20 protein-coding genes are annotated in these 24,717 nt (G+C 63.9%); 4 read left to right on the forward strand and 16 right to left on the reverse strand.

Features of this window, described 5'->3' with window-relative positions; all coding sequences use genetic code 11:
- The first annotated feature begins 8 nt into the window (after nucleotides 1–8).
- Nucleotides 9–752, forward strand: a complete 744-nt coding sequence (locus tag IYY11_RS19720) for an SOS response-associated peptidase (protein ID WP_196405443.1) — start codon at nucleotides 9–11, stop codon at nucleotides 750–752.
- On the opposite strand, the gene IYY11_RS19725 is transcribed toward IYY11_RS19720, so the two are convergent.
- The 3 genes from IYY11_RS19725 to IYY11_RS19735 form a co-directional block, all read right to left on the reverse strand.
- Complete coding sequence (locus IYY11_RS19725; protein WP_196405444.1) at nucleotides 722–1,564, reverse strand: GNAT family N-acetyltransferase; 843 nt, start codon at nucleotides 1,562–1,564, stop codon at nucleotides 722–724. The genes IYY11_RS19720 and IYY11_RS19725 overlap by 31 nt on opposite strands.
- 51 nt (nucleotides 1,565–1,615) lie before the next feature.
- A complete protein-coding gene (locus IYY11_RS19730; RefSeq protein WP_196405445.1) occupies nucleotides 1,616–2,641 on the reverse strand; it encodes a ribose-phosphate pyrophosphokinase in 1,026 nt (341 codons plus the stop codon).
- Nucleotides 2,642–2,705: 64 nt separating this feature from the next.
- Nucleotides 2,706–3,350 carry a dienelactone hydrolase family protein gene (locus IYY11_RS19735; RefSeq protein WP_196405446.1) on the reverse strand — a complete coding sequence of 215 codons (645 nt, stop codon included), beginning with the start codon at nucleotides 3,348–3,350 and terminating at the stop codon, nucleotides 2,706–2,708.
- Between the two features lie 210 nt (nucleotides 3,351–3,560).
- On the opposite strand from IYY11_RS19735, the gene IYY11_RS19740 reads away from it, so the two are divergent.
- The 3 genes from IYY11_RS19740 to IYY11_RS19755 all read left to right on the forward strand — a co-directional run bounded on the left by IYY11_RS19740 (nucleotide 3,561) and on the right by IYY11_RS19755 (nucleotide 6,174).
- Nucleotides 3,561–3,749, forward strand: a complete 189-nt coding sequence (locus IYY11_RS19740) for a hypothetical protein (protein ID WP_196405447.1) — start codon at nucleotides 3,561–3,563, stop codon at nucleotides 3,747–3,749.
- A 1,084-nt stretch (nucleotides 3,750–4,833) separates the two neighbouring features.
- Entirely contained in the window at nucleotides 4,834–5,505 is a 672-nt protein-coding gene (locus IYY11_RS19750; RefSeq protein ID WP_196405448.1) for a phosphoribosyltransferase, read from the forward strand.
- A gap of 99 nt (nucleotides 5,506–5,604) precedes the next feature.
- Nucleotides 5,605–6,174 (forward strand): L,D-transpeptidase, encoded by a 570-nt coding sequence (locus tag IYY11_RS19755; protein WP_196405449.1) that lies wholly within the window; start codon nucleotides 5,605–5,607, stop codon nucleotides 6,172–6,174.
- Here IYY11_RS19755 and yidD read toward each other — a convergent pair.
- The 13 genes from yidD to IYY11_RS19820 form a co-directional block, all read right to left on the reverse strand.
- Complete coding sequence (gene yidD / locus IYY11_RS19760) at nucleotides 6,171–6,527, reverse strand: membrane protein insertion efficiency factor YidD (protein ID WP_196405450.1); 357 nt, start codon at nucleotides 6,525–6,527, stop codon at nucleotides 6,171–6,173. The genes IYY11_RS19755 and yidD overlap by 4 nt on opposite strands.
- A 149-nt stretch (nucleotides 6,528–6,676) precedes the next feature.
- Entirely contained in the window at nucleotides 6,677–10,855 is a 4,179-nt protein-coding gene (rpoC, locus tag IYY11_RS19765) for a DNA-directed RNA polymerase subunit beta' (protein ID WP_196405451.1), read from the reverse strand.
- 215 nt (nucleotides 10,856–11,070) lie between these two features.
- A complete protein-coding gene (gene rpoB / locus IYY11_RS19770) occupies nucleotides 11,071–15,210 on the reverse strand; it encodes a DNA-directed RNA polymerase subunit beta (RefSeq protein ID WP_196405452.1) in 4,140 nt (1,379 codons plus the stop codon).
- A gap of 178 nt (nucleotides 15,211–15,388) precedes the next feature.
- Entirely contained in the window at nucleotides 15,389–15,766 is a 378-nt protein-coding gene (gene rplL, locus IYY11_RS19775; protein WP_196405453.1) for a 50S ribosomal protein L7/L12, read from the reverse strand.
- 42 nt (nucleotides 15,767–15,808) lie between these two features.
- Nucleotides 15,809–16,324 (reverse strand): 50S ribosomal protein L10, encoded by a 516-nt coding sequence (gene rplJ, locus IYY11_RS19780; protein ID WP_018407366.1) that lies wholly within the window; start codon nucleotides 16,322–16,324, stop codon nucleotides 15,809–15,811.
- Nucleotides 16,325–16,824: 500 nt separating this feature from the next.
- Complete coding sequence (locus IYY11_RS19785; RefSeq protein WP_210331467.1) at nucleotides 16,825–17,118, reverse strand: hypothetical protein; 294 nt, start codon at nucleotides 17,116–17,118, stop codon at nucleotides 16,825–16,827.
- A gap of 122 nt (nucleotides 17,119–17,240) precedes the next feature.
- Nucleotides 17,241–19,655 carry a phenylalanine--tRNA ligase subunit beta gene (gene pheT, locus IYY11_RS19790; protein ID WP_196405455.1) on the reverse strand — a complete coding sequence of 805 codons (2,415 nt, stop codon included), beginning with the start codon at nucleotides 19,653–19,655 and terminating at the stop codon, nucleotides 17,241–17,243.
- Between the two features lie 193 nt (nucleotides 19,656–19,848).
- Nucleotides 19,849–20,928: a phenylalanine--tRNA ligase subunit alpha gene (pheS, locus tag IYY11_RS19795; RefSeq protein ID WP_196405456.1), complete on the reverse strand. Its 1,080-nt coding sequence runs from the start codon at nucleotides 20,926–20,928 to the stop codon at nucleotides 19,849–19,851.
- Nucleotides 20,929–21,209: 281 nt separating this feature from the next.
- Nucleotides 21,210–22,202 (reverse strand): bifunctional enoyl-CoA hydratase/phosphate acetyltransferase, encoded by a 993-nt coding sequence (locus IYY11_RS19800; RefSeq protein WP_246720123.1) that lies wholly within the window; start codon nucleotides 22,200–22,202, stop codon nucleotides 21,210–21,212.
- 15 nt (nucleotides 22,203–22,217) lie between these two features.
- A complete protein-coding gene (locus IYY11_RS19805; RefSeq protein WP_196405457.1) occupies nucleotides 22,218–22,739 on the reverse strand; it encodes a DUF3280 domain-containing protein in 522 nt (173 codons plus the stop codon).
- A complete protein-coding gene (locus IYY11_RS19810) occupies nucleotides 22,736–23,503 on the reverse strand; it encodes a M48 family metallopeptidase (protein ID WP_196405895.1) in 768 nt (255 codons plus the stop codon). Before IYY11_RS19810 ends, IYY11_RS19805 begins: the two co-directional genes overlap by 4 nt.
- A gap of 117 nt (nucleotides 23,504–23,620) precedes the next feature.
- Complete coding sequence (locus IYY11_RS19815; protein ID WP_196405458.1) at nucleotides 23,621–24,268, reverse strand: SCO family protein; 648 nt, start codon at nucleotides 24,266–24,268, stop codon at nucleotides 23,621–23,623.
- A gap of 71 nt (nucleotides 24,269–24,339) precedes the next feature.
- A complete protein-coding gene (locus IYY11_RS19820) occupies nucleotides 24,340–24,693 on the reverse strand; it encodes a hypothetical protein (protein ID WP_196405459.1) in 354 nt (117 codons plus the stop codon).
- Nucleotides 24,694–24,717 lie beyond the last annotated feature (24 nt).

Genomic DNA, 24,717 nt, shown 5'->3' on the forward strand with positions numbered 1-24,717 from the left:
CTCGCTCAATGTGCGGGCGCTTTACGCAGCATCTCTCCTGGGAGGAGCTCCAGCGGCTTGCCGATTTGATCGGCCAGCCGCGCAATCTGCAGCCGCGCTACAATGTGGCGCCGACGACGATGATCGAGGTCATCAGACCGACGCCGGCAGGACATGAGCTTGTCCAGATGCGCTGGGGCTTTGCGCCCTCCTGGTGGAAGAAGCCCCTGCGCGAACTGCCTGCAACCTTCAACGCGCGCGCCGAGACGGTCGCCGAAAAACCGATGTTCCGCTCGGCCTTCGCATCTCGGCGCTGCATCATCCCGGCGTCGGGCTTCTATGAATGGACCGGGGCGAAAGGCGCTAGGACGCCGCATTATTTCACAACGCCCGACGGCCGCCCGCTCGCCTTCGCCGGCTTGTGCGAGAGCTGTCGCGATATTGAGAGCGATGCCACGATCGACTCCACGACGATCATCGTCGGTCCTGCGAATGGCTGGATGCGCCGGTTCCATGATCGCATGCCGGTCATTCTCGACTGGCGCGACGCCAACGCATGGATGTCGGGCGAGGATCCTGGCGCATTGCTCCGATTGCCGCCCGAAGAGGCTCTGCAGGAATGGATCGTCTCGCCGCGCGTCAACCGTTCGGGCGAAGCCGACGACGATCCGACGTTGATCGCGCCGAGCGCCGCGGCCTCTGATCTTATCGATCGCCTCGGCGTCCAGTCCGGCGAAGCGAATCACCCGAGTTCGAAGGTCGTGACGCCGTAGCAGCGGTCGATGCGACCCGGCGGCGTTCCTTCCGTATACATGCGCGCCGTGTCGAACATAGCGGTCATCTGGCGTCGCTGCGCCAGCGCGATGGCGGCGGCGTTCGCTTCGGGCGTGTCGAGAAACACCGGCGCACCCGCGGCGCGCGCGCATAAGCCTTGAAACAGCGCGTCGGCGATTTCAGAATCATTCGCGAACAGCGGCCCGATCTTGTAGCCGTCGCGACACGCGCGCAGCACGCCATAGCCGGCGAGCCGCCCTTGCTTCACCACGGCGAGCGCCGCGCTCTGCGGCTGAGCGATCCAGCGCGAAAGAAAATTCGGTCGCGATGTCGGAAAGACCGTCTGGTCATATTGCACGATCTCGTCGAAGGGGACGTCGGCCAATTCAGTCAGGTCTGGAGGCGCTTCGCCGCCGCCGCCGCATCGATGACGTATGTTGCGATAGGCGAATGTGAATCCGTATCGCGCATACGTCTGTTGAAGGTCGATCGCGGCGTCGAGCCCGACATTGCGCCCCCGCACATGCCGCAGTACGACGTCCAAGAGGCGAAGGCCGACGCCCTGTCCACGGTAGGGCGGACGAACGATGAATAGCCCGACATAGCCGAAGGACTCGTCATAGGCGACGGCGGAGATGCAGCCCAGAGGCTCGCCCGCGCGTTCGGCGATGAAGAATCCTTTCGGATCGACTTCGTAGAAACTCTCCGCGTCGTAAAGCCCCGGATTCCAGCCCTCGGCCGCGGCCCAATCGAGCGCGCGATCAAGTTCGCTCTTGGACATTTCGCGAATGACGATGTCTTCCAAGTTCATGCGAGGCTTGTGGCGCGAGTCGCTGCAGGACGCAACCAGAGCGCCCAGCGGCTAGGGCCCGTCCTCCAGAAGCTGCGTGATCGAGCCATTTGCGTGCAGGCGTCGGATCGCTTCTGCCAGGAGACCGGCGACGCTGACCAGGATCAACCGATCGCCAAGCGCGGCCGCCATGGATGGTTGCAGCGGCGTTGTATCGGTGATGATGAGCTGGTCGATCGGCGCACTCTTTAGCGCGGACGCAGCCTTTTGCGAAAAGACGCCGTGCGTCGCCGCGACCCAGACGTGCGCCGCGCCATTCGCGCGGCAGGCCGCAGCGGTGCGCGCCACCGTGCCGCCGCCGGCGATGAGGTCGTCGATGATGATCGCGGTGCGATTCTTGACGTCGCCCGCGAAAATATCGCCAACGACGCGGCCCTCGCTTCGGTATTTATCCATGAAGGCCTTGGCCACGGGCCGCTTCAGCATGCGTTCAAGCCGCAGCCGAAAAAGCTCCGCGCGCTTCTCGCCGCCAAGATCGGGAGAGACCACGGCGACAGGCCCGTCCCCGATGTTGGCCACGACATGACGCGCAAACAGCGCTTGAGCGTCAAGGTGAACCGTCTCGCAACGAAAGGCGTTCTGAAAAGCGGCGATGTTGTGGACGTCGACGCAGACCACACGGTCCGTCCCAAGCGCTTCAAACAGCTGCGCGACATAGCGCGTGGTGACCGGGTCGCGGGGCTTGGTGCGCCTGTCCTTGCGCGCGAAGCACAGATAGGGCGTGACGGCCGTGACGCGCTGAGCGCCCGCGTCCTTCAGCGCGCCAACGAAGAACAGCAGTTTGCAGAGCTTGTCGGCGCTGCTCGCGACCTCGTCGCCGTTTAGGGTGAAAACGATGTAGCAGTCGCGGCCACGCACATTTTCGAGCGGCCTGATCTTATATTCGCCGTCTTCGAACTCGCGGTCTTCCAGCGGCGCGAGCTCAGCGCCAAGCGCCTCTGCGACGTCTTCGCCAAAAGATATGCTGGCGCCGAGCGCGAAGAGCGCAAGGCTGCCATCCGCTTCGCGCGGCGGTTCGGTCAGCGCCTCCGTCATCATGTTTCAAACCCCCTGCGCTAAGAAAATTATTTAGCATGTGTTATTCTTGGGCGTTATTCTTGGGTCACGCCTGAGGCGCGCAAAGACACTCTACAAACCATTTGGTCGCGCGCTCGACGGCGCTCTCCAATGTGCCGGGCTCCTCGAAGAGATGGGTGGCGCCGGGAACGATGTCGAGACGGTTCCGGCATCCGAGCAGCTGCTGCGCGCTGCGATTGAGTTCAATCACGCCATAGTCCAGTCCGCCGACGATCAGCAACGTCGGCGCTTGAACCCGCCGCAGCGCGTCGCCTGCAAGATCGGGCCGACCGCCACGCGAGACGATGGCGGCGACGCGTGGTTCGTCGGCTGCGGCGACGAGCGCGGCGGCGGCGCCCGTGCTCGCCCCGAACAGCCCGATGGGCAAGCGCGCAACATCGCTGTCCCTCGTCCAGTCGATCGCCTCGCCAACGCGCGCGCCGAGCAGTTCAATGTCGAAGACGTTGCGGCGGAATTCGCCTTCCTCGGCGGTGAGGAGATCGAACAGCAAACAGGCGAATCCCCGCGCGACGAGTCGCTCCGCGACATATCTGTTGCGCGGACTGAAGCGCGAGGAGCCGCTGCCATGCGCGAAAATGATGAGCCCCTGTGGCGATTGAGGCAGGTACAGCGATCCCTCCAATCGATGGGGGCCGATCGCGACGTCGGCGGTCGTGAAGTCGCTCGTCATAGGGACCTCGTGCAGATTGGACGTTTCAGCCTACATGGCGTCCTTCATGGCGTCGCAGTATGAATCTTCTTCTGGAGAATCCGCTCAGCCCTCGCCATATCCTCTTGAGGACGTTCATGCGCGCCTCAGCTTTGGAGGAATTTCGATGCAAAGGCAGCGGAAGATCGATTTTCAGGGCTTTGAGCCGCCCTCCGACCTCAAGAGAAGATCATGCGCATGATCGAAAGGCTCGAGGATGGCTGTGCAGGTGCGACAGCCTGTCGCGTCTCGATCAAAGATCCGGACGGGCAGCTCATCGGCCGGCGTTCCGAGAACAACCTGCATCTTGTCCTGTCTGACAGGCGGTCGTCCGGAAAGGCCCGCACGCGAGCTGCGCCCTTCATCTGTGTCACGGGCTGAGAAAGCCGCGACGATGCAGTCGATCCCTCATAGCGGAACGCGCGCCATTGGCGACGCGGGCTTGCCCTCAATTGCCGAGAAGGTTCGATTTCTCAGCGCGCCTGGCGCCTATCCACACGCGCCGGCGTCGGTGGCCGTGCTGGAAACGCATATGTCCTATGTCTTTCTGGCAGGCGACAAGGTCTACAAGCTCAAGAAACCCGTTCGCTATCCCTTTCTCGACTTCTCGACGATCGATTCTCGCGAACACAATTGTCGCGAGGAGGTGCGCCTGAACCGCCGGCTCGCGGCCGATGTGTATTTGGGCGTCGCGCCGCTGACCGATAGCGCGGTGGGCGGCATGGCGCTTGGCGGCGAGGGGGCCGTCGTCGACTGGCTTGTCGAAATGCGCCGACTGCCGCGCGAAGCGATGCTTGATCGGCTGATCGCCGAAGATCGCTTGAGCGCGGCGCAGATTGACGCGCTTTGCGACACATTGGGGAATTTCTATCGCGGCGTCGAACGCTCCTCGATCAGCGCCGAGGATTATGCGCTGCGTTTTTTTCGCGAGCAGGAAAAGAATCGAGACGTTCTGACGCGGCGGGATTTCGCGCTCGACCATGGGCGCACGCCCGTTCTACTCGACATCCTCGACGCGAGGCTGGCTGCCAGCCGATCACTGTTGCAGGAGCGCGTCTTTCAACGCCAGGTCGTCGACGGCATGGCGACTTGCGCCCGGAGCACATCTGTTTTCGCGACACCATCGCCATATTCGACTGTCTGGAGTTCAACGCCGAACTGCGCCAGGTCGATCCCTTCGATGAGCTTGCCTATCTTGGCGTCGAATGCGCGCTGCTTGGCGCGAGCGCGCTCGGCGTCGAACTCGTCGACAAAGTGGCGCAGCGCCTCTCCTGCGAACCCCCGCGACGCCTGGTGTCGCTTTACGCGGCTTGGCGTGCGGTGCTGCGCGCGCGGCAGTCCGTGGCGCATCTTCTCGATGAGTCGCCACGTGAGCCAACGAAGTGGGAACCGCTGGCGACGCGCTATCTTAATGTTGCGCAGTCGGCGCTCGCCGCCGACGCGCCGACAGGAAGGTGAGGGCGCCATGTCCTTTTACGACCGAATCGACGCTGGACGTCGCCTTGCCGCCGCGCTTGAGAAATTCAAGGGCGAGGATGTCGTCATCTTCGCCCTGCCGCGCGGCGGAGCGCCCGTTGCAGAACCGATCGCGGTTTTGCTGAAGGCTCCGCTCGATCTCGTGCTCGTCAGGAAAATCGGCGTGCCCTTCCAGCCGGAGCTGGCGATGGGCGCCGTGGCGGACGGCGGCGCGCCGGTCGTCGTGCGCAATGAGGACGTGATCGCTATGGCGGATGTGAGCGAACAGGAGTTTGAGAGAGTGTGCGCGCGCGAACTGGAGGAAATCGAGCGGCGCCGGCGGCTCTATCTCGGCCGCCGTGAGCGAGCGGCGGTTGAAGGGCGCATCGCCATCGTCGTCGATGACGGCGTCGCCACCGGCGCGACGACGCGCGCGGCCTTGCGCGCCGTCCGCGCCCGCGCGCCGAAGAAGCTTGTGCTGGCCGTGCCGGTCGCGCCTCCAGATACGCTGGAGTCTCTTAGCGCTGAAGTCGATGAGATTGTTTGTCTTGAGACGCATCGCGCATTCGGCGCGATCGGCTTTTTCTACCGGGATTTTCGCCAGATCAGCGATGATGAAGTGATCGAAATCCTCAACCGATGCGCCAAGAGGGCCGGGGGCGCGTCGAACGCGACGATCTGAGCAGCCGAACGGCGCGCGGGATTTTCTCGTCCTATCGGCGACCCGAAATCAGCCGCAATCGCCCAAAAAGGTCTGTCCGCAGCTTTTGGGAGATCAACCATGCGCCGAAACAACGGATCAATCATTTTTGCCGCGCTTCTCTTCACGGCGGCCCCGGCGCAGGCGTTCGACAGTCCGATCAATCGCGGTCCGCTCGCCGACTTCCTCAATGTGTTTCGCGAGCAGGCGATACCGCGGCAGGCCGTCTATTGGCGCCATCCGCAATTCAAGCGCGGCACGGTCGTCATCTCGACCAAGGACCGTCGGCTCTATTACGTGCTCGGCGATGGACGCGCGATTGAATATGGCGTCGGCGTCGGCCGAATGGGCTTCACCTGGTCCGGCGAAAAAACGATTTCGCGCAAGCGCGAGTGGCCGGACTGGAGTCCGCCGCCGCAGATGCTCAAACGCAGACCGGATTTGCCGCGCCACATGGCCGGCGGCATGGAAAATCCGCTTGGCGCGCGCGCGCTCTACCTCGGCTCGAGCCAATATCGCATTCATGGCTCCAACGAGCCGGACACGATCGGCGCCGCCGTGTCATCGGGTTGCATCCGCATGACCAACAAGGACGTCGTCGATCTCTACAGCCGCGTGAAGGTCGGAACGAAAGTCGTCGTGCTCAATTAAGGGCGCCCGGCGTCTGTCTCGCGCTCAGAGTCGACCGCTTCGCAAAACGGGCGCTGGCGCCAGACGCCATAGCGCCAGGGCGTCAGCGGGCTGGCGTCGGCGCGCAGAGCCTCGGGCGTGGGATCGTAACCCGCGCCGCCGCCCGGACGGCAGCGGCAGATGCGCGCGAATCCCATCCAGCCTCCGGCCCATAAACCATGTTTGGCGATGGCTTCGTCGGCGTATTCGGAGCAGGTGGGCGCATAGCGGCAAAAGCGTCCCGCGAAGGCTGAGAAGGTGACGCGGTAGACGAAGATCAGCCCGCGCGCCGCGCGAGCGGGGAGGGACAGAGAGGAGGACAGCAGGGAGGACACGACGGCAATCTATGTCGTCGGCGACACGATCGGAAGGGTGGAGCGGTCGCAGGCGAGGGGAACTCTCGATGTGTAACGGCTCCAATCCGTCCAACAAAAAAGGCCGCCCGGCGAGGGGCGGCCTTTTTGGTCTCAGCGTGTAGGCGATCTCATTCCGCGGGCGGCAGCGCCGGCGCAGGTTCAGCGGTTTCGGCGCGCTGCTCGATGATGAGTTCATCGCGCCCGCCCGCGACGGCGCGGAACTTGGACATCGCCGCGCCGGTGCCGGCCGGAATGAGCCGGCCAACGATGACGTTCTCCTTGAGGCCGACGAGCGGGTCGATCTTGCCGTTGACGGCGGCCTCGGTGAGGACGCGCGTCGTCTCCTGGAAGGACGCGGCCGAGAAGAAGGACCGCGTCTGCAGCGAGGCCTTGGTGATGCCGAGAAGCACCGGCGTGCCGTGAGCAGGCTTGCCGCCGTTCTCGAGCGCCTTGGCGTTCGCTTCTTCGAGCTCCAGCTTGTCGACCTGCTCGCCCTCGAGGAAGCCGGTGTCGCCCGGATCGACGATATCGATCTTCTGCAACATCTGACGCACGATCACTTCGATGTGCTTGTCGTTGATGTTGACGCCCTGCAGCCGATAGACCTCCTGGATCTCGTTGACGAGGTAAGCCGCAAGCTCCTCCACGCCCTTGATCGCCAGAATGTCATGCGGCGCCGGATTGCCGTCGACGATGTAATCGCCCTTCTCGACGACGTCGCCATCCTGAAGATGGATATGCTTGCCCTTCGGGATCAGATACTCGACCGGATCCGCGCCTTCCTCGGTCGGCGTGATGGTGATGCGCTGCTTGTTCTTGTAGTCCTTGCCGAAGGCGACCGTGCCGGAGATTTCCGCGATGATCGCGTGATCCTTCGGACGCCGCGCCTCGAAAAGCTCCGCGACGCGCGGCAGACCGCCGGTGATGTCGCGGGTCTTGGCGCTCTCCACCGAAATACGCGCGACAATGTCGCCGGCCTTCACCGTGCCGCCGGGTTCGACGGCGATGATCGAGTCGACGGGCAGCAAGTAGCGCGCGTCGCCGCCGCGGGCCAGTTTGACGATCTTGCCGTCGGCGGCCTTGATGACGATCGACGGCTTCAGGCTCGCCGAGCGCAGGTTGAGGCGATAGTCCATGACCATGCGCTTGGTGATGCCGGTCGATTCGTCGACCGTCTCCGCCATCGATTGGCCTTCGACGAGTTCCTCGAAGCCGATGACGCCGTCGACTTCGCTGATGATCGGACGCGTGTAGGGGTCCCACTCAGCCATTCGCTGGCCGCGCTTCACCTTGTCGCCCTCGTCGACCTTCATTTTGGCGCCATAGAGGAGGCGGTTCACCGCCCGCTCCTCGCCGTTCGGGCCGACGATCACGATGGCGACGTTACGCGCCATGACGATGAGATCGCCATCCGAGTTGAGGGCGAGATGGCGATTGCGGACATGCACCTTGCCCTCGAAGTTCGACTCGATGAACGACTGGTCAGCCAGCTGCGCCGCGCCGCCGATATGGAAGGTGCGCATGGTGAGCTGCGTGCCCGGTTCGCCGATCGACTGCGCCGCGATGACGCCGACGGCTTCGCCCATATTGACGGGCGTGCCGCGCGCGAGATCGCGTCCATAGCATTTGCCGCAGACGCCGTTCTTGGCCTCGCAGGTCAGGACCGAGCGGATCTTCACCTCCTGAATGCCGGCGGCGTTGATCGCGTCGATGTGCTGCTCCTGGATCATCTCGCCGGCGGGCACGATCACGGTCTTGCCGTCCTGCGACATCAGAGGCTCCGCCGCGGTGCGGCCGAGGATGCGCGACGTCAACGAGGCGACGACCTGTCCCGCGTCGATGATCGCGCGCATGCGGATGCCGTTCTGGGAGCCGCAGTCGGTCGACGAGATGATCGAATCCTGCGCGACGTCAACGAGGCGTCGCGTGAGATAGCCCGAGTTCGCCGTCTTCAACGCCGTGTCGGCGAGACCCTTGCGGGCGCCGTGGGTGGAGTTGAAGTATTCAAGGACGGTGAGGCCCTCCTTGAAGTTCGAGATGATCGGGCTCTCGATGATCTCGCCCGAGGGCTTGGCCATCAGTCCGCGCATCGCCGCAAGCTGCTTCATCTGCTGCGGCGAGCCGCGCGCGCCGGAATGCGACATCATATAGATCGAGTTGATCGGCATGTCGCGGCCATGCTCGTCCTTGCTCACGGACGAGATGCGCTGCATCATCTCTTCGGCGAGCTTGTCGGTGCACTTCATCCAGGCGTCGACGACCTTGTTGTATTTTTCGCCCTGGGTGATCAGGCCGTCATTATACTGCTGCTCGTACTCCTTGGCCGCCGCGCGCGTCTCGGAGACGATCGCCTCCTTGTTTTCCGGCACGACCATGTCGTCCTTGCCGAAGGAGATGCCCGCCTTGAAGGCTTCGCGGAAGCCAAGCGACATGATGCGATCGCAGAAGATGACCGTCTCCTTCTGACCGCAGTTGCGGTAGACGGTGTCGATCATGTTCGAGATTTCCTTCTTGGTCATCAGTCTGTTGACGACGTCGAAGGGAATCTTGTCGTGCCTCGGCATGAGCTGGCCGAGGATCATGCGGCCGGGCGTCGTGTCGAAAATCTTCGATACGCGCTTGCCCTTCTCATCATAGGTCCAGGCGCGGCCCTTGATCTTGGTGTGGAGCGTGACCGCCTTGGCGGCGATCGCGTGCTCGATCTCGCCCTGGCTCGCGAACGCCATCCCCTGTCCGGGTTCGCCGTCGCGCTCAAGCGTGAGATAATAGAGTCCGAGAACGATATCCTGCGACGGCACGATGATCGGCTGACCATTGGCCGGGTGCAAAATGTTGTTCGTCGACATCATCAGCACGCGCGCTTCGAGCTGCGCTTCAAGCGACAGCGGCACGTGGACGGCCATCTGGTCGCCGTCGAAGTCGGCGTTGAAGGCGGCGCAGACGAGCGGATGCAGCTGGATCGCCTTGCCCTCGATCAGCACGGGCTCGAACGCCTGAATGCCGAGACGGTGCAGGGTCGGCGCGCGATTCAGCAGCACCGGATGCTCGCGAATGACCTCGTCGAGGATGTCCCAGACTTCCGGCTTTTCCTTTTCGACGAGCTTCTTCGCCTGCTTGACGGTCGCCGAATAGCCCTTGGCGTCGAGACGCGAATAGATGAAGGGCTTGAACAGCTCGAGCGCCATCTTCTTCGGCAGGCCGCACTGATGCAGCTTCAGCTCGGGACCGACGACGATCACCGAGCGGCCGGAATAATCGACGCGCTTGCCGAGCAGGTTCTGACGGAAGCGGCCCTGCTTGCCCTTCAGCATGTCGGCGAGCGACTTCAGCGGACGCTTGTTGGCGCCCGTGATCACGCGTCCGCGGCGGCCGTTGTCGAACAGCGCGTCGACGGCCTCCTGCAACATGCGCTTCTCGTTACGGATGATGATGTCCGGCGCGCGCAATTCGATCAGCCGCTTCAGACGATTATTGCGGTTGATGACGCGGCGGTAGAGATCGTTCAAATCCGAGGTCGCGAAGCGGCCGCCGTCCAGCGGCACGAGCGGACGCAGATCCGGCGGAATGACCGGAACTTCCTTGAGGATCATCCATTCGGGGCGATTGCCCGACTGCAGGAAAGCTTCGATGATCTTGAGGCGCTTCGCCAGCTTCTTGGGCTTGAGCTCGGTCTTCGCTTCGGAGATCTCGATGCGCAGCGACGCGGCGATCCCTTCCAGGTCCATCGACTCAAGAAGTTTGCGGATCGCTTCCGCGCCGATCATGGCCGTGAACGTGTCTTGGCCATATTCGTCCTGCGCGCGCATATATTCGTCTTCCGACAGCAACTGACGCTCTTTGAGCGGCGTCAGGCCCGCGTCGAGGACGATATACGACTCGAAGTAGAGGATGCGCTCAAGATCCTTGAGCGTCATGTCGAGCAACAGGCCGATGCGCGAGGGCAGCGACTTCAAAAACCAGATGTGGGCGACGGGCGCGGCGAGCGAGATGTGGCCCATGCGGTCACGCCGCACGCGCGCGAGGGTGACCTCGACGCCGCACTTCTCGCAAATGACGCCCTTGTATTTCATCCGCTTATATTTGCCGCACAGGCATTCATAGTCCTTGATCGGACCGAAGATGCGCGCGCAGAACAGACCGTCGCGCTCGGGCTTGAACGTGCGGTAGTTGATCGTCTCGGGCTTTTTGATCTCGCCGTAAGACCAGGAAAGAATCTTCTCCGGGCTTGCGATCGAAATCTGAATCTGGTCGAAGGCCTGCGTCGCCACGACCGGATTGAAGAGATTCATGACCTCTTGCTGATTCATGGTCTTCTCCTGGACCGGGATGGAAGCGCTTGTACGCTCCGCCGGTCTAAATCCATTTGCGCGTCCCTCTCCCGTTCACGGGAGAGGGTGGCCCCGCGAAGCGGGGTCGGGTGAGGGCGCTTCGATCTTCAAGAAGCGGCGCCAGCCCTCATCCGTCAGGCTTCGCCTGACACCTTCTCCCGCAAGCGGGAGAAGGGGCGCGCTTCGCTATGCGATTACTCCGCCGCCTCGGCCGCCGTGGGCGGCGCTTCTTCTTCTTCCGGCTCGGCGTTGGTCAGTTCGACGTTCAGCGCCAGTGAGCGCATCTCCTTGATGAGCACGTTGAAGCTCTCTGGAATGCCCGACTCGAACGTGTCGTCGCCGCGCACGATCGACTCATAGACCTTGGTGCGGCCGGCGACGTCGTCCGACTTCACGGTCAGCATCTCCTGCAGCGTGTACGCGGCGCCATAGGCTTCGAGCGCCCAGACCTCCATTTCGCCGAAGCGCTGACCGCCGAACTGCGCCTTGCCGCCCAGCGGCTGCTGGGTGACGAGCGAGTAGGGGCCGATGGAGCGCGCGTGGATCTTATCGTCGACGAGATGATGCAGCTTCAGCATATAGATGTAGCCGACGGTCACCTTACGGTCGAAGGTTTCGCCGGTGCGTCCGTCGAAGAGCCTCACCTGACCTGACGAGGCTAGCCCCGCCTTCTCCAGCATTTCGACGATGTCCTTCTCGCGCGCGCCGTCGAACACCGGCGTCGCGATTGGAACCCCGCGCTTCAGATCCTTGCCGACTTCCACGAGGCTCGTATCGTCGAGCGAGGCGAGTTCCGGATCGTCGCCGTAGATTCCGGTCAACGCTTTGCGCAAAGGCTTGACGTCTTTGTTGCGATAATAGGCGTCGACGGCCTGGCCGACCTGCTTGCCGAGACCGGCGCAGGCCCAGCCGAGATGCGTCTCGAGAATCTGTCCGACGTTCATCCGGCTCGGCACGCCGAGCGGATTGAGCACGATGTCGACAGGCGTGCCGTCCTCGAGGAACGGCATGTCTTCCTGCGGCACGATGCGCGAAACGACGCCCTTGTTGCCATGGCGGCCGGCCATTTTGTCGCCGGGCTGGATCTTGCGCTTCACCGCGACGAAGACCTTGACCATCTTCATCACGCCGGGCGGCAGTTCGTCGCCGCGCTGCAGTTTCTCGACCTTGTCGAGGAAGCGGTTTTCAAGCCCCTTCTTCGACTCGTCATATTGCTTGCGCACGGCTTCGATCGACGCCATCAGCGCGTCGTCCTCAACGACGAAGGTCCACCACTGCGAGCGGGGATATTCGTCGAGGATCGCCTGAGTCAGCTTCTCGCCCTTCCTGAAGGACTTCGGGCCGGCGATGCCGACCTTGCCGATCAGCGTTTCACACAGACGCGTATAGACGTTGCGGTCCAGGATCGCGAGCTCGTCGTCGCGGTCCTTCGCGAGACGCTCGATCTCCTCGCGTTCGATCGCCTGGGCGCGCTCGTCCTTTTCGACGCCGTGGCGGTTGAAGACGCGCACCTCGACGATCGTTCCCTGAACGCCCGGCGGCACGCGCAGCGACGTGTCGCGCACGTCGGAGGCCTTTTCGCCGAAGATGGCGCGCAGAAGCTTCTCTTCCGGCGTCATCGGGCTTTCGCCCTTGGGCGTGATCTTGCCGACGAGAATGTCGCCCGCCTGCACTTCGGCGCCGATATAGACGATGCCCGCCTCGTCGAGATTCTTCAGCGTCTCTTCCGAGACGTTGGGAATATCGCGGGTGATTTCTTCCGGACCGAGCTTCGTGTCGCGCGCCATCACCTCGAATTCATCGATGTGAATGGAGGTGAACACGTCGTCCTTGACGATGCGCTCGTTCAGGAGGATCGAGTCCTCGAAGTTGTAGCCGTTCCAAGGCATGAAGGCGACGAGCACATTGCGCCCGAGCGCCAGATCGCCAAGGTCGGTCGACGGACCGTCGGCGATGATGTCGCCCTTCACCACAAGATCGCCGACGCGAACGAGCGGCTTCTGGTTGATGCAGGTCGACTGGTTCGAGCGCTGGAACTTCATCAGCCGATAGATGTCGACGCCGGGCTTGCCCGGATCAAGTTCTTCGGTCGCGCGGATGACGATACGGGTCGCGTCGATCTGATCGACCACGCCGGTCCGGCGCGCCGAGATGGCGGCGCCGGAGTCGCGCGCCACGATCGCCTCCATGCCGGTGCCGACGAGCGGCGCGTCGGCCTTGACGAGCGGCACGGCCTGGCGCTGCATGTTCGAGCCCATCAGCGCGCGGTTGGCGTCATCGTTCTCGAGGAACGGAATCAGCGCCGCGGCCACCGACACGAGCTGCTTGGGCGACACGTCCATCGCGTCGACCTTCTCGCGCGGCACGAGCATGACGTCGCCGGCGTGACGGCAGAGCACGAGGTCTTCCGTCAGATTGCCGTCCTTGTCGACTTGCGCGTTCGCCTGAGCGACGTGATATTTCGCCTCCTCCATCGCCGACAGATAGGCGACTTCGCCGGTCACCTTGCTGTCGCGCACGCGGCGATACGGCGCTTCGATGAAGCCGTATTTGTTGACGCGGGCGAAGGTCGCGAGCGAATTGATCAGGCCGATGTTCGGACCTTCCGGCGTCTCGATCGGACAGATGCGGCCGTAATGCGTCGGATGCACGTCGCGCACCTCGAAGCCCGCCCTTTCACGGGTGAGTCCGCCCGGGCCAAGCGCCGAGAGACGACGCTTATGCGTGATCTCCGACAGCGGATTGGTCTGGTCCATGAACTGCGACAGCTGCGACGAACCGAAGAACTCGCGCACGGCGGCGGCCGCCGGCTTGGCGTTGATCAGGTCCTGCGGCATGACCGTGTCGATATCGACCGACGACATGCGCTCCTTGATCGCGCGCTCCATGCGCAGCAGGCCGAGGCGATACTGATTCTCCATCAGCTCGCCGACCGAACGCACGCGGCGATTGCCGAGATGGTCGATGTCGTCGATTTCGCCGCGACCATCGCGCAGATCGACGAGCGCCTTGACGACCGCGAGGATATCCTCGCGCCGCAGCGTCCGCGTCGTGTCCGGCGCGTCGAGATCGAGGCGCATGTTCATCTTCACGCGGCCGACGGCCGAGAGATCATAGCGCTCGGGATCGAAGAACAGCGAGTGGAACATGTTTTCCGCCGTGTCCATCGTCGGCGGCTCGCCCGGGCGCATGACGCGATAGATGTCGAACAGCGCTTCTTCGCGGATCGAGTTCTTGTCGACCGCGAGCGTATTGCGGATGTACGGCCCGATATTGATGTGGTCGATGTCGAGCACCGGCAGCTCGTCGAAGCCTTTTTCGATCAGCAGCGGCAGCGTCTTCACGGTGATCTCTTCGCCCGCTTCGGCGAAGATCTCGCCGGTGGCGGGGTCGAAGAGGTCCTGCGCGAGATATTGGCCGTAGAGCTCTTCGGGCGCGACGCGGATCGCCTTCACGCCCTTCTCGGCGAGTTGGCGCGCGGCGCGCACGGCGAGCTTCTTGCCGGCTTCGAGAATCACCTGGCCGGTGTCGGCGTCGACCATATCGGCGACAGCCTTCACGCCCTTGATGCGCTCGGCGTCGAACGGCATGCGCCAGTTTTCGCCGTCCTGCGTGTACATGATGGTCTTGTAAAACGTCGACAGAATCTCTTCGCCGTCGAGGCCGAGCGCGAACAGGAGCGACGTCACCGGAATCTTGCGGCGGCGGTCGATGCGCGCATAGACGATGTCCTTGGCGTCGAACTCGATGTCGAGCCAGGATCCGCGATAGGGAATGATGCGGGCGGCGAACAGCAGCTTGCCCGAAGAATGGCTTTTGCCCTTGTCGTGGTCGAAGAACACGCCCGGCGAGCGATGCATCTGCGAGACGATGACGCGCTCGGTGCCGTTGACGACGAAGGTGCCGTTCGACGTCATGAAGGGCATGTCGCCCATGTAGACGTCCTGCTCCTTGATGTCCTTGACCGACTTCGCCTGCGTATCGGGATCGACATCGAACACGATGAGGCGCAGCGTCACTTTGAGCGGCGCAGCGTAGGTCATGCCGCGCTGGCGGCACTCGTCGACGTCATATTTCGGCTGCTCGAACTCGTAGCGCACGAATTCGAGCAGAGAGACCTGCGCGAAGTCGGAGATCGGAAAGACGGACTTGAAGACAGACTGCAACCCCTCGTCGGGACGGCCGCCTTTGGGCTCGTCGACAAGAAGGAACTGATCATAGGAGGCCTTTTGGACCTCGATCAGATTCGGCATTTCCGCCGCTTCGCGGATATGTCCGAAGAATTTGCGGATGCGCTTGCGACCGGTGAACTTTCTCGCCGACGTCTGAGCCATGTCGCTTTTCGAGCCTCTTTCTTCGTTGAGCCGACCGTCCCGCTGCGAGAGGTCCTTGCCCGTCAGGCGCTCGTCTTGCGGCGGGTTCCCGCGGCCGTGAGCGCCTTTTGTTCATTGGCCGCAGCCCCGGCGCGCCGGGGCTGCGACAATCGCAACGCCGCCAAAGGCGGCGGAGGAATTACTTGAGTTCGACCTTGGCGCCGACCTTTTCGAGGGCGGCCTTGATCTTCTCGGCCTCGTCCTTGTTCACGCCTTCCTTGACGGGCTTGGGCGCGCCTTCGACCAGGTCCTTGGCTTCCTTCAGGCCGAGGCCGGTGATCGCGCGGACCTCCTTGATGACCTCGATCTTCTTCTCGCCGGTCGCGGCCAGGATCACGTTGAACTCGGTTTTCTCCTCCACGACCGGCGCAGCGGCGGCGGCGCCCGGAGCGGCGGCGACGGCGACGGCGGCGGCAGCGGAAACGCCCCACTTCTCCTCGAGGAGCTTCGCGAGTTCAGCCGCCTCGAGGACGGTCAGCGCCGAGAGGTCTTCGACGATCTTTTCAAGATTTGCCATTTGTTGCGTCCTTTGAATTTGGTTTGTCTGGTTGTCGGCCTCTTAGGCCGCGTCTCGATTGGCGTAGGCTCCGAAGACGCGCGCGAGCTTGGCGGCTGGCGCGGTCGAGAGCTGAGCGATCTTGGTCGCGGGCGCCTGGATGAGGCCCACGAGCTTGGCGCGCAGTTCGTCGAGGGACGGCATCGTCGCAAGCGACTTGACGCTGTCCGGATTCAGAGCAGTCTTGCCCATGGCGCCGCCCAGGATGACAAACTTGTTGTTGTCCTTGGCGAAGGCCACGGCGACTTTCGGCGCCGCCACCGGATCGTCCGAATAGGCGATCAGGGTCGGCCCCTTGAGCAGGGGCGCGATAGAGGCGACGTCGGCGCCATCGAGAGCGATCTTGGCGAGGCGGTTCTTCGCGACCTGGACCGTCGCGCCAGCATTGCGGGCCTGCTTGCGCAGGTTTTGCAGCTGGGCCACGGTCAGGCCGGAGTAGTGAGCGACGACGACGACGCCGGTCTTCGAAAAGACTTCGCGTAACGCCGCGACCGCTTCCTTTTTCTCCGCTCTGTCCACGGTTGCTCTCTCTACTGGCGGGAAATCCCGCCGGTTGCGACATGCCGCTCGCTTGAGGCGAGCGACGCCGTAGATCCTGTCCCCGTCACGGCGCAACGCCGCGGCGGTTGAAGGGGCGCGAACCAAATTCGAAGGACGCACGCGGGAAGCCCGTTTGCGGCCTCTAAAATTCCGGTTTCCCCGTCTGTGCAGGCCGCCTTTAAGACGACGGATCGCTCCGCCTTCCCTTTGGCCGATTGAGCCGCTACAGGGTAAGAACCCCTTGCGTGCGCCGGCAGTCTCGGACAGGACATGGCCGGACGGGACACGAGGGAGAACCCCCGGGTCCGCCGGCCTATCCACCGCCTTTTCCTAAGCCCTGTATGGACTTGAGTCGAGGCGGAAGCTCAAAACTGAAAACGGGGCCGCAGGTCGATTGGCCAGCCCCGGATCGTCTATTTAAGGGGAGTAGAGGAGTTTGCCAAGGGGAAAAACGATGTTTCTCACCCTGTTCAGCGGCGTTACCGCCGGCCCGGCGTGAACTCCATCCGAACGCGGCCGCCCCGGCTGGCGGAAAGCCGCGCGCCGCCAGAGCGAGACGGCGGGCGAGAGGCGCTGCGGTTCGAAGCTTTCCCGCTGTGGCCGCCTTCGGCGGCGACGCCGGGATAGGTCGCCCCATGCTGGCCGCGCGTCGGCCCGAAGGAGGCGAGGCAGCGGTTGTAGCCGTCGGCTTCCTTGATCGCTTCGCAATCGTCGATGCTTCGCGGCGCGGCGAGCGCGGGGCTGGCGAGGAGGAGCGACGCGGCGAAGAACACGGCGCCAAAAATGCGCGCGTCATTGCGAGGAGCGCAGCGACAAAGCAATCCAGGGGCGGCCTCAAAGCGCTGGATTGCTTCGCTTCGCTCGCAATGACGGCTCGCTGTGAAATAACGGTTAATCATCCTCTCAGCGCCGCGCCGCATTTTTTTTGCGCCTCCGCCACGATCTTCTGGGCCACCGCCTCGATCTCCGCGTCGGTCAGGGTCTTTTCGCGCGGCTGCAGGGTGACGGCGAGACCGATCGATTTTTTGCCCTCGGGGACGCCCTTGCCTTCATAGACGTCGAAGACGGCGACATCGGCGATCAGAGTCCGATCAGCGCCCTGCGCCGCCTTTGCCAGATCGCCGGCCGCCGCCGTGCGATCGACGATAAAGGCGAAATCGCGCGAAACCGGCTGAAGATCCGAAATATCGAGCTTTGGCTTGATCTTCGTCGGCTTCGCCTTGGGTGCGGGGAGCGCGTCGAGAATGATCTCGAAAGCCGCCACCGGCCCCTCGACATCCATGATTTTCAACGCGCGCGGGTGCAGTTCGCCGAAATGGCCGACGATGTTCTTCGGTCCGAATTGCAGCGTCGCCGAGCGGCCGGGGTGAAACCATGGCGGGCCGCCAGGAACCATCTGCAATCCGCCGGTCGCGACGCCGAGCGCATTCAGCAACGCCATGGCGTCGGTCTTGGCGTCGAAAGCGCCAGCCTCCCGCGCCGGCGCTGACCAGTGTCGCCCGGCTCCGGCGAGTCCGCGCCGCACGCCCGCCGCCGCGAGGCGCTGGCCGGTCTCGGTGGCGTCGAAAAAGATCTGGCCGACTTCGAACAGGTTCTGATCGCCAAGCCCGCGCGCGGCGTTGCGGCCGGCGGCCGCGACAAGGCCCGGCAACAGGCTCGGCCGCATGTCGGAAAGATCGGCGGCGATCGGATTGGCGAGCGCCAGCGACGGCTTGCCGCCGCCAAACGCCTCCGCCTGCTCCTTGGAGACGAAGGACCAGGTCACCGCCTCGACGAGGCCCTGGCCGGCGAGCGCACGGCGCGCGTTGCGGGCGCGCTTCTGCATCACGGTCAGGACGGGCGGCGCGACGCCCTCGGCGCGCGGCAGCGGCGTCGAGGGCACATTGTCGACGCCGATCATCCGCACGATTTCCTCGACGATGTCGGCCTTGCTCTCGATGTCCGGACGCCAGCTTGGCGCGGCGACATGGGCGACGTCGGCGCCGGCGCTCTCGACGCTGAAGCCGAGGCGCTCGAGAATCTTCGCCGCGTCTTCACGCGGCGCGTCGAGGCCCGTGAGCCGCTTGGTTTCGCTCCAGGGGAAATTGATCGCGCGCGAGAGCAGCGGCAGCTCGCCCGCAAGCGTGAGTTCGGACGGCTCGCCGCCGCAGAATTCCAGCACGAGCTGCGTCGCAAGTTCGATCCCCGGCAGCGCAAAGGCCGGATCGACGCCGCGCTCAAAACGGTAGCGCGCGTCGGTGACAATGCCGAGCTTGCGGCCGGTGTGCGCGATATTCATCGGGTCCCAGAGCGCGGTTTCGATCAGCACGTCGGTCGTCGAGTCATCGCAGCCGGAGGCCTCGCCGCCCATCACGCCCGCAAGCGATTCCGGTCCGGCCTCGTCGCAGATGACGACCATGCTCTCGTCGAGTTCGTATGTCCGCCCGTCGAGCGCGTGCAGGCTCTCGCCTTTTCGCGCAAGGCGCACGACGAGATCGCCCTTCACCTTTTTCGCGTCGAAGACGTGCAGCGGGCGCGCGCGATCGAAGGTCAGAAAATTGGTGATGTCGACCAGCGCGTTGATCGGGCGAAGGCCGATTTCGCGTAAGCGCGCCTGCAGCCAGGCCGGGCTGGGTCCGTTTTTGACGCCGCGCACCAGGCGCAGGCCGAAGAAGGGCGCGAGATGCTTGTCTTCCTGCGCGAAGTCGAGCGTCACGCCGACAGGGCAGGGGAACTTGCCCTCGACTGGCGCAATGTCTTTGTTCTTGAGGACGCCGAGGCCCGCCGCCGCGAGGTCGCGCGCGATGCCGTAGACGCCGGCGGCGTCGGGGCGATTGGGCGTCAGATTGATCTCTATGATCGGATCGTCGAGCCCGGCCCACTGCGCATAGACGGCGCCGACCGGCGCGTCTTCCGGCAGATCGATGATGCCTTCATGGTCGTTGGAAAGTTCGAGTTCGGCTGCAGAGCACAGCATGCCGAGCGACTCGACGCCGCGGATGACGCCCTTGCCGAGCGTGATCTTCTTTCCGGGAATGAATGTGCCGGGGGCTGAAAAAACGCTCTTCATGCCGGTGCGGGCGTTGGGCGCGCCGCAGACGACCTGCACCGGCGCGCCGCTCCCCGTGTCGACCATACAGACCCGCAAACGATCGGCGTTCGGATGCGGTTTCGCCTCGATCACCCGCGCGATGGTGAAATCTTTCAGCTGCGCGGCGGGGTCGTGCACATGTTCGACCTCAAGGCCGATGCGCGTCAGCGTCTCGACGATCTCGCTCAGCGAGGCCGACGTGTCGAGATGTTCCTTGAGCCAGGAGAGGGTGAGTTTCATTTGTTGAGAACTTTGAAGTTGTCGAGCGCCGGCGCCAAGGGCTCGTCATGCCCGCGCTTGTCGCGGGCATCCACGCCGTGAGGCTGCGGAATAATGAAAGTGAGCGGCGCCATTCTGGTTTCGTGTCTCTATTACTGTTCGGCGTTACGTGGATGGCCGGGACAAGTCCGGCCATGACGCGGAGGGATTGTCGTTAGCTGCTCAACCCGCCGGCGAGCGTCGGGAAGTCGAGCGGCCTGAAACCATAATGCTCCAGCCAGCGCGTGTCCGCGTCGAAGAAGGCGCGCAGATCCGACATGCCATATTTCAGCATGGCCAGCCGGTCGACGCCGACGCCGAAGGCGAAGCCCTGATAACGGTCCGGATCGATGCCGCAGTTTCTCAGCACGTTTGGGTGCACCATGCCGCAGCCCAGGATCTCCATCCAGTCCTCGCCCTCGCCGAAGCGGATTTCGCCGCCCTGGCGCCGGCACTGAACATCGACCTCCATCGAGGGTTCGGTGAAGGGGAAGAAGGAGGGTCGAAAGCGCAGCTTGACGCCCTTCACTTCGAAGAAGCTCCTTAAAAATTCTTCGAGCGTCCATTTGAGATGCCCAAGATGCGTCGTCTCATCGATGACGAGTCCTTCGATCTGATGGAACATCGGCGTATGCGTCTGGTCGAAGTCGCAGCGATAGACCCGGCCAGGGCAGATGACTCGGATCGGCGGCGTCTGCGACAGCATGGTGCGCACCTGGACCGGGCTCGTATGGGTCCGCAGCAGCCGTTTCTCTCCTGACTCGGCGGTCAGAAAGAACGTGTCCTGCATCTCCCGCGCCGGATGCCCCTCGGGGAAGTTGAGCCTGGTGAAATTATAATCGTCGCTCTCGATGTCCGGCCCCTCGGCGACAGCGAAGCCCATGTCGGCGAAGATGATCGAGAGCTCGTCCGTGACCTGGGAAATCGGATGGATGCGACCGCGCTCCAGCGCACCCGCCGGCGCAGGCAGCGTCATATCGAGCGTCTCGGCCGTAAGGCGCGCCGCCAAAGCCGCTTCCGCAAGCTGTTCGCGTCGCGCGGCGATCGCCCCGGCCGCCTTGTCTTTCAGCGCGTTGATCTTCGCGCCCTCGGTCTTGCGCTCCTCGGGCGACATTTTTCCGAGCGTTGCGAGCAGCGCCGAAATCGCGCCCTTCTTGCCGAGCGAGGCGAGGCGCACGGCTTCAAGCGCCGCCTCGTCGGCGGCCTCGTCGATCTGGCGCAGCGTGTCATCTTCGAGTTTGGCGAGGTCGGTCATATTGGTTTCTAATGTGGACGTTTCCTCGTCCTTCGAGACGCCCGCTCCGCGGGCTCCTCAGGATGAGGGAAACGTAAAGCGCGCCGCTTGCGCCCTCATGCTGAGGAGGCTCCGAAGGAGCCGTCTCGAAGCATGCGGGCGAAGGTCAGCCGCCCTTTTCGGGAAATCTTGCGCCGCGTTCTGCCACGCGGGGGGCGTTCTGTCGAGAACGCCAGATCACGCAGCATTTGGGCGCGCGCGCTTTGCGCGAAAAACCGGGTCCCACTTTTTCGCAGCGCGCTCTACGGCGCGGCGCGCGGCCGATGCGTAAAAATCTGCGCCAGCGCCGAAGAGACGACGCGCGAATCGACGTCGTCGGCGCGGCTCGTCAGCACGATCGGGACGCGGGCGCCGAGGACCAGCCCCGCCGTGTCGGCGCCGCCCAGGAACACGAGCTGCTTCGCCAAAATATTGCCCGCCTCGAGATCGGGCGCGACCAGAATGTCCGCGTCGCCGGCGACCTCGGACTCAATGTGCTTGGCGTCGGCCGCTTCGCGCGAGATGGCGTTGTCGAAGGCCAGCGGTCCGTCAAGCGCGGCGCCGGCGATCTGGCCGCGGTCGGCCATCTTGCAGAGCGCCGCCGCCTCGATGGTCGACGGGATTTTCCCCTCGACGGTCTCCACCGCAGAAAGCAGCGCCACTTTGGGACGCTCGATGCCGATCGCATGCGCGAGATCGACGGCGTTGCGCACGATGTCGCGCTTGGTGTCGAGCGTCGGCGCAATGTTGATCGCGGCGTCGGTGACGAGCAGCAACTTATGATAATACGGCGCGTCGATCACAAAGACATGGCTGATCCGCCGGTCCGTGCGCAGCCCGGCGCCGTCGCGTATGACCGCGGTCATCAGTTCGTCCGTATGCAGCGCGCCTTTCATCAGCGCGTGCAGCCGGCCGCGGCGCACGAGCTCCACCGCCTGATCGGCGGCGGCGTGGCTGTGTGGCGCGTCGACGATCTCGACGCCTTCGAGCGAAACCCCGCTCGCGCGCGCGGCCGCCTCGATCTTCGCCCGCGGTCCGATAAGAGTCGGGACGATCAGCCCTTTGTCGCGCGCGGCGATCGCGCCTTCGACCGAGCGCGCGTCACAAGGATGGATGACGCCCATGCGGATGGGCGGCAGCGCCTGCGCCCGCCGCACGAGGGCGTCGAGCAAGGCGCCGCGCGCGCGGGCTTGCGCCACCATAGACCAGGGCGGGCGCGACGTCGCCGTCGGCTCACAGCCAGCGCTCTGGCTCATACGGGCCTCCTTGGTTCAATTCAGCGGATCGCGGGCGATGCGATCGACGAAGAATTTCGTCGCGCGCGCCCAGGATTGATCATTGTCGCCGCGAAAATCGAACCCCTGATGATAGATCAGTTCGCTCGTCGAGACGCGCGCGATTGAAACGCCCATGCTGAGAATCAGCGTGCTGACCTTATTGACGACGCCCGTCAGAACGAGATCGGCGCCGGCCTTGCGCGCAAGCGTCAACTCGCAGCCGTTGCAGGTGCGAATGTAGGTCTGTTTCAAGATCGCGTCGAGATCCGCGGCGATGGGAGCCCGGTCGACGACGTCATAGACGCCCCGCGCGGCGAGTCCCGCGCCGATGTCGTCACGCGCCCGCGCCAGTCGCTTTGCATGTTCGGCGCTTTGGTCGACAGGCTCGTTTGACGTGTCGACCAGCTCGAAATCGAGAACGAGCAAGCGTTTGCGTGGCTCTTCGGCCAGCGCCGACGCGGCTTGCTGCAGGGGCAGGAGCAGGGCGAGTCCGAGCAGGGCGCGGCGGTCGATCATCGCGCCTTGGCTCCGTATTTATGGAGATGCGCGCCATGGGCGGAGAGCCAGGCTTCGGCGTGATCCGTGTCGGCGCAGAGCCGCCGCGTCAGCGTCCAAAATCGCGACGAATGGTCGAGATGCACGAGATGCGCGACCTCATGGGCGGCGAGGTAATCGAGGACGAACGGCGGCGCCATGATCAGCCGCCAGGAAAAATTCAGCGAGCCGGAGGCCGAACATGATCCCCATCGGCTGATCGGATCGCGCAGGCTTACGCCGCGGGGCGGCAGACTGAGTGCGCCGGTATGGCGGGCGACCGCCTCTTCAAGGTCGCGTCGCGCCTCCCGCTTCAGGTGGTCCTGAACGCGGCGGTGCACATGTTCGGTCTGACCCGCGACGCAAAGCGCGAAGGGAGCCTCGGCGTCGTCTCTTGGCTCGATCCAGGTGACCCCCCGGCGGTCCGGATGATGGGCGATCACATGATCGACGCCGCGAAGAGGCGCGACCGAACCATGCGCGAAGGGGATGGTTGCGGGAAGCCTGTCGAGACGCGAAGCGATCCAGGCGGCGTGGCGCTGAGCGAAATCTCGCGCATCGCGCAATGACGCCCGCTGCGGCATCGTCAACACCGCATCGCGTGCGGCGAAGCGCACGCGCAAAGTGAATCGCCGCGCATTCTGTGACCGACGCAAAGCGACGAGAATTGTTTCGCCGGCGTGGACCAATGTGAGAATTGACGCGCCGCCAGTCGGCGTCGGTCCTTGGCGCAGGAGTCGAAGCATAACGCTCATGCTAGCGCAAAGGCCATATGAGTCGCGAGTTCCAAAATTGCGGCTTGATGAAAATATTTCCCTTGCGTTGCTTTTTTGCGCGCTCTGCGATGCAGGCGACTGTGCGCGCTACAGATGGCGTTCAAGCTCACGCGCGGCTTCGGCGGGGCGCCGCGCCACGTTGAACGGGCTTACAAAGCGGCCGTTCTTGTCCATCAGATAGACGACAGTGGTGTGGTCGACGGAATAGTCCTCGTCTTTGCCGGGCGCACGCTTAGAGAAGATGCGATATTCCCGCAACACGGGATCGAGCGACGCGCGCGAACCGGTGACGCCGATGATGCGCGGATCGAAATTGGAGAGATAATCTTTGAGAGCTTCGGGCGTGTCTCGTTCCGGATCGACGGTGACGAACAGCGCGCCGACTTTCGCGTCCGGCCCCATCGCCCGCAAGATCTCCGACATCTCGAAGAGCGTGGTGTGACAAATATCGGGACAGTGCGTATAGCCGAAGAAGACGAGGAAGGGGCGTCCGAGGAAATCCTGCTCTGTCACCGGCTGCCCGGTATGCGCGGTGAGCTGAAAAGGTCCGCCGATGGTTTCCGTCGACGTCGTGGGCTTGCCGCTGGTGAAGTAGACAAAGGCGCCGAAGATGAGCGCGAAGACAGCGCCGACGCCGATCAGCAGCGGCCTCGAAATTCCTAGTCCGCTTGTGGACTGTGCGCCCTTTGCGCCGCGCTTGACTCCCTTTGCGCCACCCTTCGATCCGTTGGCCATCGTGCGTTTCCTGATTGTTGTCATGGGCGGCGCGCGCCGCAGCCGGTCCGCTGAGCGGACCGCGAATAGGATTAATCCGCGAAAACTATATGGGCGTCATTGCATAAGTCCACGTCGCCTGAATCCTTGGCGTCGTCGAACGCCCAACGCGCCTCAAAGCGGCAACCTCTGGCGCCGGTGATCGGAAACCGCGTGCGGCCTCCGGCGGCCAGCGGCTGATCAAGCTTCCCGACGATGGCTTCCGGCGTCGTCTTGTCTTTTGCCGCCATGACGATCTCGAAGCTTTTCAGCGGCACGGGACGCTGGTTCTCCAGATCGACGGTTTGCGCCAGCTTCGCCGGCGCCGTTCGCGGCTTCGTCGCGCCGACCGCCTGCGCGACGCCGGCGGCGGCGACGACGCCGATCATCGCCAAGCGTAGCTTCATTGGACCCTCTCCCGGCGGGAACTT

It is taken from the genome of Methylocystis sp. H62 (genome assembly GCF_015709515.1).
Classification (GTDB): domain Bacteria; phylum Pseudomonadota; class Alphaproteobacteria; order Rhizobiales; family Beijerinckiaceae; genus Methylocystis.

Excerpts from the sequence above, each read along its gene's own strand:
- IYY11_RS19720 (WP_196405443.1), top strand. The coding sequence starts at position 9 with ATGTGCGGGCGCTTTACGCAGCATCTCTCCTGGGAGGAGCTCCAGCGG.
- IYY11_RS19725 (WP_196405444.1), bottom strand. The coding sequence starts at position 1,564 with ATGAACTTGGAAGACATCGTCATTCGCGAAATGTCCAAGAGCGAACTT.
- IYY11_RS19730 (WP_196405445.1), bottom strand. The coding sequence starts at position 2,641 with ATGATGACGGAGGCGCTGACCGAACCGCCGCGCGAAGCGGATGGCAGC.
- IYY11_RS19735 (WP_196405446.1), bottom strand. The coding sequence starts at position 3,350 with ATGACGAGCGACTTCACGACCGCCGACGTCGCGATCGGCCCCCATCGA.
- IYY11_RS19740 (WP_196405447.1), top strand. The coding sequence starts at position 3,561 with ATGCGCATGATCGAAAGGCTCGAGGATGGCTGTGCAGGTGCGACAGCC.
- IYY11_RS19750 (WP_196405448.1), top strand. The coding sequence starts at position 4,834 with ATGTCCTTTTACGACCGAATCGACGCTGGACGTCGCCTTGCCGCCGCG.
- IYY11_RS19755 (WP_196405449.1), top strand. The coding sequence starts at position 5,605 with ATGCGCCGAAACAACGGATCAATCATTTTTGCCGCGCTTCTCTTCACG.
- rpoC (WP_196405451.1), bottom strand. The coding sequence starts at position 10,855 with ATGAATCAGCAAGAGGTCATGAATCTCTTCAATCCGGTCGTGGCGACG.
- rpoB (WP_196405452.1), bottom strand. The coding sequence starts at position 15,210 with ATGGCTCAGACGTCGGCGAGAAAGTTCACCGGTCGCAAGCGCATCCGC.
- rplL (WP_196405453.1), bottom strand. The coding sequence starts at position 15,766 with ATGGCAAATCTTGAAAAGATCGTCGAAGACCTCTCGGCGCTGACCGTC.
- pheT (WP_196405455.1), bottom strand. The coding sequence starts at position 19,655 with ATGAAACTCACCCTCTCCTGGCTCAAGGAACATCTCGACACGTCGGCC.
- pheS (WP_196405456.1), bottom strand. The coding sequence starts at position 20,928 with ATGACCGACCTCGCCAAACTCGAAGATGACACGCTGCGCCAGATCGAC.
- IYY11_RS19800 (WP_246720123.1), bottom strand. The coding sequence starts at position 22,202 with ATGAGCCAGAGCGCTGGCTGTGAGCCGACGGCGACGTCGCGCCCGCCC.
- IYY11_RS19805 (WP_196405457.1), bottom strand. The coding sequence starts at position 22,739 with ATGATCGACCGCCGCGCCCTGCTCGGACTCGCCCTGCTCCTGCCCCTG.
- IYY11_RS19810 (WP_196405895.1), bottom strand. The coding sequence starts at position 23,503 with ATGCTTCGACTCCTGCGCCAAGGACCGACGCCGACTGGCGGCGCGTCA.
- IYY11_RS19815 (WP_196405458.1), bottom strand. The coding sequence starts at position 24,268 with ATGGCCAACGGATCGAAGGGTGGCGCAAAGGGAGTCAAGCGCGGCGCA.
- IYY11_RS19820 (WP_196405459.1), bottom strand. The coding sequence starts at position 24,693 with ATGAAGCTACGCTTGGCGATGATCGGCGTCGTCGCCGCCGCCGGCGTC.